Source organism: Ruegeria sp. BH8 (genome assembly GCF_056538065.1).
This window is the reverse complement of sequence record NZ_JBQFSP010000001.1, coordinates 1,064,146-1,078,360: the sequence shown is the minus strand read 5'-3', so window position 1 is coordinate 1,078,360 and position 14,215 is coordinate 1,064,146. Positions and strand designations below refer to the sequence as shown.

At 58.2% G+C, this 14,215-nt stretch carries 17 protein-coding genes; 8 read left to right on the top strand and 9 right to left on the bottom strand.

Annotated features, from left to right (window positions below; genetic code table 11):
* Positions 1-2: 2 nt before the first annotated feature.
* The 4 genes from ACR0AD_RS05315 (at position 3) to ACR0AD_RS05300 (ending at position 3,849) form a co-directional block, all read left to right on the top strand.
* Positions 3-1,070, top strand: a complete 1,068-nt coding sequence (locus ACR0AD_RS05315; protein WP_480486463.1) for an ABC transporter ATP-binding protein — start codon at positions 3-5, stop codon at positions 1,068-1,070.
* Between the two features lie 114 nt (positions 1,071-1,184).
* Positions 1,185-1,967 (top strand): 5'/3'-nucleotidase SurE, encoded by a 783-nt coding sequence (gene surE / locus ACR0AD_RS05310; RefSeq protein ID WP_267364192.1) that lies wholly within the window; start codon positions 1,185-1,187, stop codon positions 1,965-1,967.
* Positions 1,964-2,614 carry a protein-L-isoaspartate(D-aspartate) O-methyltransferase gene (locus ACR0AD_RS05305; RefSeq protein WP_209503723.1) on the top strand — a complete coding sequence of 217 codons (651 nt, stop codon included), beginning with the start codon at positions 1,964-1,966 and terminating at the stop codon, positions 2,612-2,614. Before surE ends, ACR0AD_RS05305 begins: the two co-directional genes overlap by 4 nt.
* A gap of 62 nt (positions 2,615-2,676) precedes the next feature.
* The gene (locus tag ACR0AD_RS05300; RefSeq protein ID WP_480485430.1) at positions 2,677-3,849 is read left to right on the top strand and encodes a peptidoglycan DD-metalloendopeptidase family protein; all 1,173 of its coding nucleotides are present in this window, start codon (positions 2,677-2,679) and stop codon (positions 3,847-3,849) included.
* A gap of 62 nt (positions 3,850-3,911) precedes the next feature.
* On the opposite strand, the gene ACR0AD_RS05295 is transcribed toward ACR0AD_RS05300, so the two are convergent.
* Both ACR0AD_RS05295 and ACR0AD_RS05290 read right to left on the bottom strand, forming a co-directional pair.
* Positions 3,912-4,583: a helix-turn-helix transcriptional regulator gene (locus ACR0AD_RS05295; RefSeq protein WP_480485432.1), complete on the bottom strand. Its 672-nt coding sequence runs from the start codon at positions 4,581-4,583 to the stop codon at positions 3,912-3,914.
* 21 nt (positions 4,584-4,604) lie between these two features.
* Positions 4,605-4,910, bottom strand: coding sequence for a hypothetical protein (locus ACR0AD_RS05290; RefSeq protein ID WP_267364188.1), 306 nt, complete (start codon positions 4,908-4,910; stop codon positions 4,605-4,607).
* A gap of 222 nt (positions 4,911-5,132) precedes the next feature.
* Between ACR0AD_RS05290 and ACR0AD_RS05285 the strand changes: the two genes are divergently transcribed.
* From ACR0AD_RS05285 to ACR0AD_RS05270, 4 genes are all read left to right on the top strand, one after another.
* Positions 5,133-5,348, top strand: a complete 216-nt coding sequence (locus ACR0AD_RS05285; protein ID WP_209503727.1) for a twin-arginine translocase TatA/TatE family subunit — start codon at positions 5,133-5,135, stop codon at positions 5,346-5,348.
* 6 nt (positions 5,349-5,354) lie between these two features.
* Positions 5,355-5,813 (top strand): Sec-independent protein translocase protein TatB, encoded by a 459-nt coding sequence (gene tatB, locus ACR0AD_RS05280; RefSeq protein WP_209503728.1) that lies wholly within the window; start codon positions 5,355-5,357, stop codon positions 5,811-5,813.
* The gene (gene tatC / locus ACR0AD_RS05275) at positions 5,810-6,688 is read left to right on the top strand and encodes a twin-arginine translocase subunit TatC (protein ID WP_267364186.1); all 879 of its coding nucleotides are present in this window, start codon (positions 5,810-5,812) and stop codon (positions 6,686-6,688) included. The genes tatB and tatC overlap by 4 nt, the downstream gene beginning before the upstream one ends.
* Positions 6,689-6,805: 117 nt before the next feature.
* The gene (locus tag ACR0AD_RS05270) at positions 6,806-7,648 is read left to right on the top strand and encodes an ATP-binding protein (RefSeq protein ID WP_480485434.1); all 843 of its coding nucleotides are present in this window, start codon (positions 6,806-6,808) and stop codon (positions 7,646-7,648) included.
* Positions 7,649-7,708: 60 nt separating this feature from the next.
* Here ACR0AD_RS05270 and ACR0AD_RS05265 read toward each other — a convergent pair whose 3' ends face one another.
* From ACR0AD_RS05265 to ACR0AD_RS05235, 7 genes are all read right to left on the bottom strand, one after another.
* The gene (locus ACR0AD_RS05265; RefSeq protein ID WP_267364183.1) at positions 7,709-8,353 is read right to left on the bottom strand and encodes an SDR family NAD(P)-dependent oxidoreductase; all 645 of its coding nucleotides are present in this window, start codon (positions 8,351-8,353) and stop codon (positions 7,709-7,711) included.
* A gap of 42 nt (positions 8,354-8,395) precedes the next feature.
* Positions 8,396-8,644, bottom strand: a complete 249-nt coding sequence (locus ACR0AD_RS05260) for a hypothetical protein (RefSeq protein WP_209503732.1) — start codon at positions 8,642-8,644, stop codon at positions 8,396-8,398.
* A gap of 298 nt (positions 8,645-8,942) precedes the next feature.
* A complete protein-coding gene (gene purF / locus ACR0AD_RS05255) occupies positions 8,943-10,466 on the bottom strand; it encodes an amidophosphoribosyltransferase (RefSeq protein ID WP_480480629.1) in 1,524 nt (507 codons plus the stop codon).
* A gap of 653 nt (positions 10,467-11,119) precedes the next feature.
* Positions 11,120-11,713 carry a CvpA family protein gene (locus ACR0AD_RS05250; RefSeq protein ID WP_480485435.1) on the bottom strand — a complete coding sequence of 198 codons (594 nt, stop codon included), beginning with the start codon at positions 11,711-11,713 and terminating at the stop codon, positions 11,120-11,122.
* 40 nt (positions 11,714-11,753) lie between these two features.
* A complete protein-coding gene (gene radA / locus ACR0AD_RS05245) occupies positions 11,754-13,115 on the bottom strand; it encodes a DNA repair protein RadA (RefSeq protein ID WP_480485437.1) in 1,362 nt (453 codons plus the stop codon).
* A 67-nt stretch (positions 13,116-13,182) separates the two neighbouring features.
* Entirely contained in the window at positions 13,183-13,632 is a 450-nt protein-coding gene (locus ACR0AD_RS05240) for a paraquat-inducible protein A (RefSeq protein ID WP_480485439.1), read from the bottom strand.
* Positions 13,633-13,709: 77 nt separating this feature from the next.
* A complete protein-coding gene (locus ACR0AD_RS05235; protein ID WP_480485441.1) occupies positions 13,710-14,192 on the bottom strand; it encodes a cytochrome b in 483 nt (160 codons plus the stop codon).
* Positions 14,193-14,215 lie beyond the last annotated feature (23 nt).

Here is a 14,215-nt window from a genome sequence, read left to right as displayed (position 1 = left end):
GTCTGGAAATTCGCAACATTATCCGTCGGTTTGAGGGGCGGGTTGTTGTGGATGATGTTTCGCTGACCGTTCAGGCAGGCAAGGTGACCTGTTTGCTGGGGCCGTCGGGCTGCGGGAAATCCACCACGTTGCGCATGATCGCCGGGGTCGAGATGCAGGACTCGGGTGAGATTTATGTTGATGGCAAGCTGATCTGCGACACCGTGTTCCGGGTGCCTCCGGAACGGCGCGAGATCGGACTGATGTTTCAGGACTTTGCACTGTTCCCACATCTGAGCGTGGCCAAAAACGTGGCCTTCGGCCTTAAGGGCAACAAGGACGAAAAACGCGCCCGGGTCGAGGAGTTGTTGCAGAAGGTCGACCTGATGCGGTTCATCGATGGTTTTCCGCATCAACTATCGGGTGGCGAGCAGCAACGCGTGGCGTTGGCGCGTGCCCTGGCGCCGCGCCCGCGCATTATGCTGATGGACGAGCCGTTTTCGGGCCTCGACAACCGTTTGCGTGATGGTATCCGTGACGAAACGCTGGCCATTCTCAAGGAAGAAGATGCCGCCGTACTGCTGGTCACGCACGAGCCTGAGGAAGCGATGCGCATGGCCGACGAGATTGCCCTGATGCGGCGTGGCAAGATCGTGCAACAGGGCGCTCCCTATAACGTCTATACGCGTCCCGCAGACAAGGCAGCGGTGGCGTTTTTCAGTGATGTCAACGTTTTGCGAGCGCAAGTGAATGGCGCATTGGCGGACACGCCCTTTGGTCAGTTCCTGGCGCCGGGCATTCCGAATGGTACGGATGTCGAGATCGTTTTTCGCCCTCAGCACATCAAGCTGGACTTTGACCGCAACGGCAAGGGGCCATTGCCGACGCCAACAGATGGTGTGGCAGCCCGTGGTGTCGTTGAACGTGCGCGATTTCTGGGCAATGAAAGCCTGGTGGAGTTCCGCATGGACTATGATGGTTCGATCCTGAGGGCGACGGTTCCGAACGTGTTTGTCCCCAATCCGGGCCGGGTGATGTGGCTGACCATCCGCCGCGACAGATGTTTCGTTTTTCCCGAGACTAGGCGCTGATCCTTCGATTTCCGCCCAAGTGGTGCGCGAAATCCTCAGATTGCGGGGCCACGTCGCTTGCCGCAACGCAGGCCCGGGTCTATCAAGAGCCAAACGCGGGGGTAAATCGGGCACATGCGAATTCTTCTGACCAATGACGACGGGATCAATGCGCCGGGCTTGATCACGCTTGAGGCGATTGCAGCTGAGCTGGCCGGACCGGATGGAGAAGTCTGGGTGGTCGCGCCCGCGTTTGAACAGTCCGGGGTCGGGCACTGCATCAGCTATACCCACCCGATGATGGTCGCCAAGCTGGGAGAGCGGCGCTTTGCAGCCGAAGGATCGCCTGCCGATTGTGTATTGGCAGGGCTTCACGATGTCATGTTGGATACCCCTCCCGATCTGGTTCTGTCCGGCGTGAACAGGGGTAATAACTCGGCCGAAAACACGTTGTATTCCGGTACGATCGGCGGCGCGATGGAAGCGGCATTGCAGGGCGTCCCAGCGATTGCCCTGTCGCAATATTTCGGCCCTCGCAACCTGGGCCTAGACGACCCGTTTGAGGCAGCCGCCCGGTATGGTGCAGATCTGGTGCGCCGGATTCTGGACGCAACTCCGGCAGAACAGGGTGATTACCGGCTGTTCTATAATGTGAATTTCCCACCGGTTCCGGCAGACGATGTTCTGGGCACGCGGATTGCGGCGCAGGGGTTTCGGCGCGATACGCGTTTTTCGGTCGAACCACACAGTTCACCTTCGGGGCGGCGGTTCCTGTGGATCAAGGGCGGCTATCAGCACAATCCGACCGCACCCGGAACGGATGCGGCTGTTAATCTGGAAGGCTATATCTCGGTCACGCCGATGCGCGCTGACCTGACTGCGCATGACATGCTGGAGGCATTGAAGGCGGTCGAATGAGCGGACTGGACCCTGAAACTGTAATGCAATTCCTGTTTGCCCTGCGCAAACGGGGGGTCACGGATGCGCGCGTGCTGGCTGCGATGGAGCAGGTGGACCGCGGTCGCTTTGTCACCGGCCTGTTCGCAGGGCGCGCTTACGAGGACATGCCGCTGCCGATTTCCTGCGGTCAGACGATCAGTCAACCCTCGGTCGTTGGTCTGATGACGCAGGCCCTGAACGTGAGGCCCCGGGACACGGTGCTCGAGATTGGGACAGGTTCGGGTTATCAGGCAGCTATCCTGTCCAAACTGGCCCGCCGGGTCTACACAGTGGAACGCCACAGGCGGTTGGTGAGCGAAACAAGCAAGCTGTTTGCCGACCTGGGCCTGACGAATATCACTTCGATGTTGTCGGATGGGTCATTTGGCCTGCCGGAACAAGCCCCTTTTGACCGGATCATTGTCACAGCCGCGGCTGAGGATCCTCCGGGCCCGCTCTTGGCGCAGCTGAAAATCGGGGGTATTATGGTTTTACCCGTGGGCCAGTCGGACGCGGTGCAGCAGTTGATCAAAGTGACGCGCACCGAAGATGGTCTGGACTATGACGAATTAACGTCTGTCCGTTTCGTGCCCCTTCTGGAGGGGCTAGGGAAGGACGAGGCGTAATAGGCTTAAAGAATTGGTCGCCGGAACTCCGGGTAACAGGGGCAGGCGTTGAGGACAGAATTATGAGAGCAGTATCCAAATCAGCAATGCGCCGCTGTGCGACCGGGGTGGCCGCTCTGGCCATTCTGGCCGGGTGCGAGGGGCCTCTGGATTATGACCTTCGCGGGCAGATCGGTGGCTTTTCGACCACCAATGCAGCGCAATCCGCGACGGCATCCCGCCCGGCACCAGACAGCAGGGGTGTCATTACCTATCCGAACTACCAGGTGGTCGTGGCGCGCCGCGGCGATACGGTGCGGGACGTGGCAGCGCGGGTTGGCCTGCCCGAGGGCGAGCTTTCGCGTTTCAACGGCCTTCAGACAACGGACACGCTAAGAGAGGGTGAGGTTCTTGCACTGCCACGCACTGTTGGTGCTGGCAGCGGTGTGGACATCGCGTCGGTTGCCGGGTCTGCAATTGATCAGGTGCCGTCGTCGGGTTCGGTTCAGACCACAACACTGGAACCCGCGAAACCGGCACCAACACCCGCGCTGGTGTCAGCTGGGCCGGAGCCGGTCAGGCACAAGGTCAAGCGGGGTGAGACGGCCTATACAATCTCGCGCCTCTACCAGGTGCCGGTTGAATCTCTGGCGGAATGGAACGGGCTGGGATCTGATTTTACCGTGCGTGAAGGTCAGTACTTGTTGATTCCGGTCAAGAACCAGTCAGCGCCCCGGCAAAATGCGGCTAGTGCCGCGCCCGTTCCCGCCACGGAAGTGACGGAACCGGGGCAGGGTTCTCCGACGCCGACGCCACCCAGCGCTACGCAGCCCTTGCCGGACGAAAAAGTTGCGCCTTTGGCCGAGGCCCCCGACGTGACCGCCGAAGCGCCAACCAATACGCGCACTTCCGCGCTGTCCCTGCCGGTTGGCGGCACTATCATTCGCGGCTATGACAAGGGCAAGAATGAGGGCATCGACATCGCTGCCGCGCCGGGTACGTCGGTCACAGCAGCCGAGGCTGGTACTGTCGCGGCGATCACAGCGGACGCGGATCAGGTGCCGATCATTGTGGTCAAGCACAACAACGATCTTCTGACTGTCTATGCAAATGTCGACAAGATCACCGTCAAGAAAGGCGATAAGGTACGCCGTGGTCAGAAGCTGGCTCAACTGCGGGGCGGCGACAATGCCTATGTGCATTTCGAAGTCCGCAAAGGATTCGAGTCCGTAGACCCGGAACCTTATCTGAAGTGAGACTAGATGGCCCGTACCGGGCCATGCCTTCGGCGAGAGTATTTCTGAAAAGATGAAGCCTGTCAGACGTACGGGTCATAGTCGCTCAGGCGCTTTCCAGGTTCGTCGGCGAAGATCTCCGGAAGGGGTGAAACAGCTTCGATCAGGTCGATTCGAAAAACACGAAATCCGTTGCGCAGCTCACACCAGGCGGTAAGGGTCCAGACCCTCCCCCAGTATTCCATATGGAGCGGGCGGATGGTGCGTTCAGTCAAAACGCCGTCGATGCGGCGATAAGACAGGTGAAGTTTCTGACGTGATTTGATGGCTGCGCGGATCGGTGCCATATGGGCAAGGCCCCTTGCGGCATCGGCAAACGGGTAGACCGCGAATTTCCAGCTGTCCGCCTCGGCCATGACCTGCGTTGGCAAAACAGCGTCGATCTTGTCGGCAAGCGATTGTGCGGCAGCCTTCAGGTCAGTATCCGCGGCCTCAGCCACGATGGCCATGCCAAGATTCAGCGCCTCAAGCTCGGCTGTGGTCAGGTTCAACGGGGGCAGGGTGATCTGCTCGCGCACCATGTAGCCGACACCGCGCTCTCCCTCGACTGGAACGCCCGAAGCAACAAGCGTATCCATGTCGCGATAGATGGTGCGGACCGACACCTCAAGCCGGTCCGCAATGTCCTGCGCGCGGTGCAGTTTGCCATCGCGCAGGATCTGGATGATATCGAACAGGCGGTCAGTGCGGCGCATGACACGCCGTTCTGACTGCGTTTAGGCAGTCATGTTCCATAGGACTTTCTCGTGACGCATCTGGATACTATCGGGATTGATGACCGCCATCATGCCTGCCGCACATTCCTGTTGCGGAAACTGCGCAGCGGCGTCCTCTGCCGCTTTCAAATCGGTCCAGACAACATAATCGGTCCAGCGACCATCTTCGCCCTGGCTAAGCTGCCGATGGGCGAAGCCCGGCGCGCTGCGCACAAAGGCCTCAGAGGCCTGACTGAGTTTCACGAACTCTTCCGGTGTGGTGCCATTGGCCAGGGTGAAGGTGACGATTTCAGCAACGTGGGTCATTTAAATCTCCATTGACCTTGTTTCGATGCCAAATCCCTAACGGATAGCAACTGACATAAACCTGTCAGTTGAAAATTGCGACCCTTTAGATTCCTCGCGTTTTCCAAAATTTTTACCCGCAACCCGTAGCAGATGCCTTTTGAGACCAGCGATCGAGGCGTAAAGACTGAGTCAGTTGATGTTCCCGGCGCGCAAACGTGCCGACGAAATAGGAGAGAAGACATGCTCAACAATATCGGCCTTCCTGGCCTGCTGCTGATCGCCGTTGTGGTTCTGGTTCTGTTCGGGCGCGGCAAGATCAGTTCGCTGATGGGCGAAGTTGGCAAAGGCATTACCGCGTTCAAGAAGGGTGTCAAGGACGGTTCGGAAGAGCTGGAAAAGGACGCTTCTGAGCTGGCCAAGGACGTCACACCTGAAACCGAGAAAGACAAGGCGTAAGCGCGGATGTTTGATCTGGGCTGGACCGAGCTTCTGGTCATCGGCATCGTTGCCCTGATCGTTGTGGGGCCAAAGGACCTGCCGGTGCTGTTCCGCAATGTCGGACGTTTTGTCGGCAAGGCACGCGGAATGGCGCGCGAGTTCAGCAGCGCCATGAACGAGGCCGCCGATCAGGCCGGGGTGAATGAGATCAAGAAAGGTCTCAACGCTGCCGTGAACCCTGTGGGATCGGCCATGGACGGTGTCAAGCAAGCCGCGCAGGAGATGGCGAAAAGCATCGATCCTACAAAGTTCGACCCTGAAAGCGAAACGGGTAAACTGGCGGCCGAGCGGGCCGAGCAGGCCAAAAAGGTACAGGCATCAGCCGCCCGTGCCACCGCCGAGCGCAAGGCCAAGGAAGCAGCCGATGCACTGGCCAAGGCAGAAGAGGCCGAAGCCGCGCTGAACACTGAAAGCAAGACATGAGCAAAACCGACGAGATTGACGATTCTTCGGCCCCGTTGATCGAACATCTGGCCGAACTGCGCACACGGCTGATCCATAGCGTTGTGGCGTTTCTGGTCGGTATGATCATCTGTTTTTCAGTGGCGACGCCGATCTTCAATTTCCTGACCAATCCCCTGTGTGACGTTCTGGCTGAGCGCGGGCAGGATTGTGGCCTGATCTTCATCTCGCCACAGGAAGGGTTCTTTGTTGCGATCAAGGTTTCCTTATTGGGTGGGTTCATTCTGGCATTTCCCTATATCGGGATGCAGATGTGGCGCTTTGTAGCACCGGGCCTCTACAAGTCCGAGAAAAACGCGTTCCTGCCTTTCATGCTGGCTTCGCCCTTTATGTTTCTCCTGGGCGCAAGCTTTGCCTTCTACGTCGTCACGCCTCTGGCCTATGACTTTTTTCTCGGGTTCCAGCAATTCGGGGCTGAGGGTGAAGCCGTGGCCGATGGGGTCAATGCGGCACCGCTGAGTGTGGTGTTCCAGGGCTCAGCCCAGGAGTATCTGAACCTGACGATCAAGTTCATCGTGGCCTTTGGGTTATGTTTCCAACTGCCGGTTCTCCTGACTCTCATGGGGAAGGCAGGACTGGTCAGTGCCGAGGGGCTGGGCGCTGTTCGTAAATATGCGGTGGTCGGCATTCTGGTTCTGGCCGCAGTCGTCACACCACCGGATGTCATCACACAAATCATTCTGTTTGTGGTGGTCTACGGTCTGTACGAGATTTCGATCTTCCTGGTCGCGCGAGTAGAAAAAAAACGCGAGGACCAGTTGCGCGCTGACGGTTATTACGATGATGAAGCGGAAGCGGATGATGACCTGATGCAGGAATTCGAAGACGACAAGTAAATCTGCCGACGAAAATAAACGGGCGCGCCATCCGTGGGCGCGCCTTTTTCTTTTGAAACTCTTGTTGTGCCAATTGGAACGTGCTTTGAACCCCTCAAGACAAAACCGGAGGCCCATATGGACGACCAAGCCCTGAACCGTATCGCCGAGGCGTTGGAACGCATGGCACCGGCTCCTTTGGTGGCGCCTGATTTTGCCGTTGCTCCAGCATTTGTGTGGCATGTCGAACCGGAACGACTGGAACCTGTTACGCAAGTCAACCGGGTCGATCTGGATCTCCTGGTCGGCATCAATCGCTCTCGCGACACATTGATGGACAATACGCGCCGGTTTGCAGCAGGGTACAAGGCAAATAATGCGCTGCTCTGGGGGGCTCGGGGGATGGGAAAGTCGAGCCTTGTAAAGGCCGTGCACGGCTCACTGAGCGCTGATTACGTCGATCTAAAGCTGGTCGAACTGCAGCGCGAGGACATGGGAACGGTCGCACGGTTGCTGAACCATCTGCGCGCAGCACCCTACAGGTTCATACTGTTTTGCGATGACCTGTCGTTCAGCCACGATGACCAGCATTATAAATCTCTCAAGGCTGTTCTGGATGGTGGCATTGAAGGCAGGCCGGAAAATGTGGTCTTCTATGCCACTTCGAACCGCCGCCATCTGATGCCGCGGGATATGATCGAAAACGAACGGTCCAGCGCCATCAATCCTTCCGAGGCGGTCGAAGAAAAAGTCTCGCTGTCGGATCGCTTCGGCCTGTGGCTTGGGTTCCATCCCTGTGATCAGGACGAGTATCTGGCGATGATCGACCGCTATTGCGCCTTCTATGGCGTTTCAGTTGATGCACAGACCCTGCGCGCCGAGGCAATTGAGTGGCAAGCCACGCGCGGGTCGCGCTCTGGCCGTGTCGCCTGGCAATTCTTCGTCGATCTGGCCGGGCGCAACGGCGTGCATATCGCCTGATCCCGGCTTCACCTGGCTGCAAATATCCCCGCCAGAGGCATGGCCCGTCAGGGCCATTTCCTAAAGCAGCGCCAGAATCCGCGCGGCTTCATCCTTGGTGCTGTTCAACACGCTCCGGTCTTCCCCGGGATGAAAGCGCGCGCGGACGGCCGTGGGCATCGGCGCGGGTTCGACAACCGAAACCCGCGGACCGGTGCGTTCAGTTTCGACGGCCCAGCTGCGGGCCAGAGCCATCTGCGCGGCCTTGGTGGCACCGTAGATGCCATAAAACTTCTCGCCAGCCTTCGGATCGTCAAAAAACACCGCATGGCCACTCTCGCCCAGAAGGGGTGAGACATAGGGGATCAGAACCGAGGTCGCGTTTGCATTTGTGTTGATCGCCTTGGCCCATTCCTTGGGGTCAACAAAATGCACTGGCGTCAGTGCTGATGTGTGGATGGCTGTGTGCATCCACAGGTCAACCTTGCCCCAACGGTCATGGATGCCACGACACAGGGTCGCCATGGCGTTTGGATCGGTGATGTCCATGGGGGCCAGAGTGGCTGACCCGCCCTTCGCCTTGATACGATCGTCCAGCTCTTCCAGCCCGCCGGTGGTCCGGGCGACGGCGACGATATGGTATTCAGGTGCCAGCGCTTCGGCCAGCGCAGCGCCCAACCCGCGAGAGGCCCCGGTGATAAGGGCGATTTTTGTCTGATCGGTCATGGCTGCGGTTTGAACCCCTGCGCGAGGGGCGTCAAGTCGCGATTAGCTTCCGGGAATGGCGATCCGCTTGGTCTGGCCGCTTTGTCGCAGCATGATGCCCTGTTCGTCGATTGCTATCACCGTACCCGAGGCGACACGGCTTCCGGGTTCAACCTCTTTCACGCGGCCCGATGACAGGCGTACCAAGGCGTGCAGTTCGGTTTTGGGCCCGAACACCCCCAGAACAGAAACAGAGTTCTTGTTTAACGCGCCCTGCTGTGTGGCCGCGCTTTTGACATTGGTGTTTGACATGGTCCGTGGCCCGGCATGAGTTCCGAACCCCTTATTTCGAGTGAGTGGTTGCCGCCCGATATCAAAACGATCAGGTAAGCAAAAGACCCTCACGGACACGGGGCTTCACGACGTAGCGACCCATTTGTTAGTCCCTGTGATCGTGCAAGAATCGCCGGCGGGTTGTGGCAGATTTCCACTCATCGGTGGAACAGTATAGATGCGGGTTATACTGAACAGGGCTATCCTCTCTGGATGCCGAACGGTTTGATTCGCTGTCTGAAAAGTAACCGGACCTGCCCTAAATGGGCGAGGCCCTTCAGCCTGAGGCCAGTTTGGCCGCATTCCAAGACCCGCCCGGAACCTGCATATCCGCGCGTTTCTGGCTGACACGGCTGCTGTTTTCCAGACTGTCCAGGTAATCCGCGCTAACGCTGCCTGTAATGTAATTGCCATCAAAGCAGGAACAATCAAATCCCTGGATGTCCGGGTTGCCTTCCTGGGCCGCCCAGATCAGGTCCTCCAGATGCTGATAGAACAGTGCATCAGCGCCCAGCTCTTCACGGATCTCTTCGATCTCTTTGCCATTTGCGATCAGCTCGGCCTTGGTCGGCATGTCTATGCCATAGACGTTGGGGTATTTGACCGGCGGCGAGGCGCTGGCCACATAAACCTTCTTGGCCCCGGCGTCGCGGCACATCTGAACGATCTTTTTGATGGTGTTGCCGCGCACGATGGAATCGTCGATCAACAGAACGCTGTGGCCTTCGAATTCCAGCGGAACGGCGTTCAGCTTGCGGCGGACGGATTTCTGTCGCTCGGCCTGACCCGGCATGATGAAGGTACGCCCGACATAGCGGTTCTTCACCAACCCCTCGCGATAGGGGATGCCGGTGATTTTTGCCGCTTCCAGTGCCACGGGGCGGGCGCTGTCGGGTACGGGAATGATCCGGTCGATTTCCAGGCCCGAGTCCTGAATTTGTTTCGCCAGCGTCTGTCCCATACGCATCTGGGTTTTATAAACCGAGACACCGTCCAGCAGTGAATCCGGGCGCGCCAGATACACATACTCGAAGATACAGGGCGTCAGCTTGCCTTCGACCGCCTGAAACTCGTGCATGTTGCCTTTCAGGTCGATCAGGATGGCCTCGCCCGGGCGCAGATCGCGCAGCTTTTCAAAACTGTTGATACCAAAGGCTACGTCTTCCGAAGCAAAGGCATAATCGTCCCCCTGACCGTCGACATTGCGTTTTGCGACCGAAAGGGGCCGAATGCCAAATGGGTCGCGGAACGCCAGCATGCCAACACCTGCCACCAGACAGATGACTGAATAGGCGCCCTGAACCCGCTCCATCGTCATCTTCACACCGGCAAAGATGTTTCGGATCGGGTCCGAATTGCCGTTCACCTTGATGGCGTCAGCCACTTTGTCGGCCAGCACGTTCAGCAGGATTTCCGAATCCGATGTGGTGCGCAGGTGGCGGCTGTATTTCCCGGTCACCTTCTCGCGCTGTTCCGCTGTGTTGGTGATGTTGCCGTTGTGAACAAGATAGATACCGTAGGGTGCGTTCACGAAGAAAGGTTGCGCTTCAGCCGCGCTGAGTGATCCGGCCGTGGGATAACGAACATGCCCCATGCCGACATGGCCCAAAAGGGTTTCAGCATCCTGGGCGTTGAACACGTCCTTGACCAGACCATTGGCTTTCTTTTCCCGGAAGAATTCGCCGTTGTAGGTCACGATCCCCGAGGCATCCTGACCCCGGTGCTGCAACATCAGCAGCCCGTCATAGATCTCAGCAAAGACATCATGTGTCCGGCTTGCGATTCCTAAAATCCCACACATTCAAGGGGCTCCAACTTCTATGACGATTTCATTCGAGGATTGGCCGCAGTTCGGCACCGGACTTTCTGCATCTTCAAAGCGGAACTGTTCGCAACACAGGAACAAGACGCCGTTAGGGCGACCATCACTGCGATCAGCGCGCATTCATACAGAAAGGACAAGATCGGTGGCTCCGATTCCGTGGCGGGTTGGCCCCCACATAATGCCTATTGGCGTGGCTGTCATCAAAGGATCACAATAGCCAAATGCCGCAGGCCAAGTTTACGCATGTCGACGTAGAAAAACGAAGATGGTGACATGCGCAAACATATGTGCTGTCATGCATTTGATTGCATACATTAACTGCTAAAACTCAGCACCTCGGGGGGACCTGAATGTGGCAGCATAAACCTCCTCACAAGAACCAGGAACGGATCAGGCAGCGGTGCCATCGGTGCCGAGGATTGGGGCGCGCGTCGTGCCAGATCTGTAACGGAGCGGGTGAGATCGCCAAAAGCAGAGATGTCTTTGGAAAACCGATTTTCAGTCGATGTGACGGGTGCTTTGGCTTGAAAACAATCCGCTGCACCGCGTGCGGTGGCGAGGGGTTTGTCTGATCCGCAACAAAAAAGCCCGGCAGCGCCGGGCTTTCATGAACTGGTGATCGGCCTCTATCAGCCGTTGGAAGGCGCAGTTGTTGCCGGTTCATCGTTTCCAGCCGTGCAACTGGCGACCAGTTCTTCATACTGAGTTGTAACCCACCCCAGAGCTGCCTCGGGGTTTTGTTCCTCAATCTGGCCGCTGAACTGTTCAAACACCTTGGCCGACCGGCTCTCATCAACAATTGTGTAAGACTGGCCAGTCATGACGGTGTCGTAAACGAAGAATGCGATCGCAACCAGAAGAATGCCACGAGCGATGCCGAAGAACAGCCCCAGAGCCTGATCCAGACCGCCAAGGGCCGAGCGCTGGACCAGTGATGAAAACAGCGGTGTGAAGATACTGACCACGATCAGCGCCACCGCAAAGACCGCTGCAAACCCGGTGATCACGGACAATTCGCAACTGTCACGCAGGAAATCTCCGACGACCGGGATTTCCTTGACCAGAGGTACAGCCTGCGGGGCGAAGATGAACGCCAGAACGGCCGCCGCAACCCAACCCGCGATGGCCAGAACTTCGCGCATGAACCCACGCGAGTAGGCCAGCAAGCCTGACAGCACGATGATCAGGGCAACCACCCCGTCGATTATTGTAAAACCTTCCATGGCCCTCGCCTGTTCTTTTTCTGCCCCTCAAGGCGCGACTTTAACCTGCTCCGAAGGTTTCGCCAACAAACCCCACCAAATCTGAGGGGCGGGTGAGTGTCAGACCTGCCACAGTACCGGTTTTGCCACCTGCCGGAGCTATTGCCGCTGTGAAACCAAGTTTTTGTGCTTCTTTCAACCTGTTTTCTGTCTGCGGAGCCGGTCTAAGTGCCCCGGATAGCGAGATTTCCCCGAAAACGACAGTGTCTGAGGGCAGGGCTGTGTCCTCGCGTGCGCTGAGCAGTGCAGCAGCAACGGCCAGATCGGCGGCGGGTTCACTGACTTTCAACCCGCCGGCCACGTTCAGATAGACGTCGAGACCCGCAAAAGGAATGCCGCAACGCGCTTCGAGCACGGCAAGGATCATCGCCAGCCGCCCGCTGTCCCAGCCCACCACAGTCCGGCGTGGTTGCGAATGGGGGGACGGGGCGACAAGAGCCTGCAATTCGACCAGAACGGGCCGTGTGCCCTCAATCCCGGCAAAGACGGCAGAGCCAGGGCTGGGCGTACCGCGTTCGGACAGGAACAAGGCCGAGGGGTTGGTGACCTGCGCCAGCCCTTTGCCTGTCATCTCGAACACGCCAATTTCGTCGGCGGGACCAAAGCGGTTCTTGACCGCCCGCAGGATACGAAACTGATGGCCGCGCTCGCCCTCGAAATACAGCACCGTATCGACCATGTGTTCGACAACACGTGGGCCTGCGATCTGGCCTTCCTTGGTGACGTGTCCGACCATGATGATCGACACGCCGTGCCGTTTCGCAAAGGTGGTCAATTCATGAGCAGCCGCCCGGACTTGCGACACGGACCCCGGCGCGCTGTCGACATTGTCGGCCCACATGGTCTGGATCGAGTCGATGATCGCCAGACCGGGTTTCTCGGCTTCAAGCGTGGTGAGAATGTCGCGAAGGTTGGTTTCGGCAGCAAGTTGCACCGGCGCATTCTCCAGCCCAAGGCGGCGCGCCCGCATGCGAACCTGCGCACTGGCTTCTTCACCCGAGACATAGATTGTCTTGACGCCGGCACGGGCAAAGCGGGCGGCCGCTTGCAGCAGCAGGGTGGATTTACCGATACCGGGGTCGCCGCCAACCAACAGGGCAGATGCGGGAACAAGCCCGCCGCCAAGCACCCGGTCCAGCTCTTCCACTCCGCAGAGCGTGCGGGGTGGCGGGGATTCCTCGGTCGACAGATCGGTGAGCGTCATCGACCGCCCGCGTTTCGAGCCCAGCGATTTCTTGGCTGGGCCTGCCGACAGAGGTACGTCCTGGATGATCGAGTTCCACTCGCCGCATCCGTCGCAGCGGCCCGACCAGCGGGAATGGGATGCGCCGCAGGCGGAGCAGGAGAAGGTTGGTTTTGCCATGACGTCTTGGTGCCCGAGGACGGGCGGTTCTTCAAGCCCTTGCAGGGCTTTCCTCGTCGTCAGCGCCCTATGTCCGGGCGTTGGTTTTGCAGTGGCGTTCGGTGAGAATGCCCAAAGCGATGGAGGCAAGGATGCAGGCGGTGAACAGGTAAAGACCCCATGCGGTCTCAACGGTGGCGTAGGAGATACCTTTGGCCAGCGTGATGTAGAGCGCGATCAGGAATATGTCTGCCATGGCCAGTTTGCCGAGGATGTTGAGCGCAGGCTGCACACGGGCATCCAGCAGGTCCCATTGGATCAGCGCGGTGCCGATGGTTTTGATGTAGGGCGCGAAGAGGGCAAAGATGGTGACGATCAGCGCGAGGAAGATGTCGGATTTCCAAAGCGACTGGAGGCCGGTGATGACGCTGATTTCGCTAAGGCCAAAGATCGGCAGGAACCCCGCGCGCATCAGCGGGGCGAACCACGCGACGGGGTAGAAAACCAAAAGTGACAGTGTTGCGAAACGCAATATCATGGCGGCCAACGCTATTAAGTGTGACCGCCTGACATTACGGTGTTGGATCGTGGGTTCAAGGATGCTTGTTCAAAAGCTTATCCTGCGCGCTTCATACGAGCCATCAGGTTGGTTTTGAAAATGAACTGATGGAACAAGGCAGCCAGAAAATGCAAGACAATCAGAACAAGCATTAGCGTTTTCAGGATCTCATGCACTTCGGCGGACGCTGCTATCCCACCAAACCAGGCCAAGGCACCTGAGGCGGGCACCAGCACCATCAACGCATAGAGTGAGAAGTGCGTGATATGTGCGGCGAGCTTCATCGCGGCTGTTTCTTTTTCCGGTAGCGGCGGCGCGCCGCGGGTCAGACGTAGTGCAATCCGCCAGATCGCGAGCGCAAGGACAAGCAATCCTCCGAATACATGAAGAGCAACTGGTGCTTGAAAAGAGACAGGCAATCCGCGTTCGAATTGATCCCAGGCTTCAGACATCGGCTCGTGAAAGAGAAATTGAATTGCGATCAGAAAGAAAATGACCCAGTGAAGGGCGATTTGCGCGCGAGAATACGAAGTAGGCATGGGGAAGCTCCGACAAACTTTAA

Excerpts from the sequence above, each read along its gene's own strand:
- radA (WP_480485437.1), bottom strand. The coding sequence starts at position 13,115 with ATGGCAAAACCAACCTTCTCCTGCTCCGCCTGCGGCGCATCCCATTCC.
- ACR0AD_RS05285 (WP_209503727.1), top strand. The coding sequence starts at position 5,133 with ATGCTCAACAATATCGGCCTTCCTGGCCTGCTGCTGATCGCCGTTGTG.
- ACR0AD_RS05265 (WP_267364183.1), bottom strand. The coding sequence starts at position 8,353 with ATGACCGATCAGACAAAAATCGCCCTTATCACCGGGGCCTCTCGCGGG.
- ACR0AD_RS05295 (WP_480485432.1), bottom strand. The coding sequence starts at position 4,583 with ATGCGCCGCACTGACCGCCTGTTCGATATCATCCAGATCCTGCGCGAT.
- tatB (WP_209503728.1), top strand. The coding sequence starts at position 5,355 with ATGTTTGATCTGGGCTGGACCGAGCTTCTGGTCATCGGCATCGTTGCC.
- ACR0AD_RS05300 (WP_480485430.1), top strand. The coding sequence starts at position 2,677 with ATGAGAGCAGTATCCAAATCAGCAATGCGCCGCTGTGCGACCGGGGTG.
- tatC (WP_267364186.1), top strand. The coding sequence starts at position 5,810 with ATGAGCAAAACCGACGAGATTGACGATTCTTCGGCCCCGTTGATCGAA.
- ACR0AD_RS05270 (WP_480485434.1), top strand. The coding sequence starts at position 6,806 with ATGGACGACCAAGCCCTGAACCGTATCGCCGAGGCGTTGGAACGCATG.
- purF (WP_480480629.1), bottom strand. The coding sequence starts at position 10,466 with ATGTGTGGGATTTTAGGAATCGCAAGCCGGACACATGATGTCTTTGCT.
- ACR0AD_RS05250 (WP_480485435.1), bottom strand. The coding sequence starts at position 11,713 with ATGGAAGGTTTTACAATAATCGACGGGGTGGTTGCCCTGATCATCGTG.
- ACR0AD_RS05260 (WP_209503732.1), bottom strand. The coding sequence starts at position 8,644 with ATGTCAAACACCAATGTCAAAAGCGCGGCCACACAGCAGGGCGCGTTA.
- ACR0AD_RS05305 (WP_209503723.1), top strand. The coding sequence starts at position 1,964 with ATGAGCGGACTGGACCCTGAAACTGTAATGCAATTCCTGTTTGCCCTG.
- ACR0AD_RS05235 (WP_480485441.1), bottom strand. The coding sequence starts at position 14,192 with ATGCCTACTTCGTATTCTCGCGCGCAAATCGCCCTTCACTGGGTCATT.
- surE (WP_267364192.1), top strand. The coding sequence starts at position 1,185 with ATGCGAATTCTTCTGACCAATGACGACGGGATCAATGCGCCGGGCTTG.
- ACR0AD_RS05240 (WP_480485439.1), bottom strand. The coding sequence starts at position 13,632 with ATGATATTGCGTTTCGCAACACTGTCACTTTTGGTTTTCTACCCCGTC.
- ACR0AD_RS05290 (WP_267364188.1), bottom strand. The coding sequence starts at position 4,910 with ATGACCCACGTTGCTGAAATCGTCACCTTCACCCTGGCCAATGGCACC.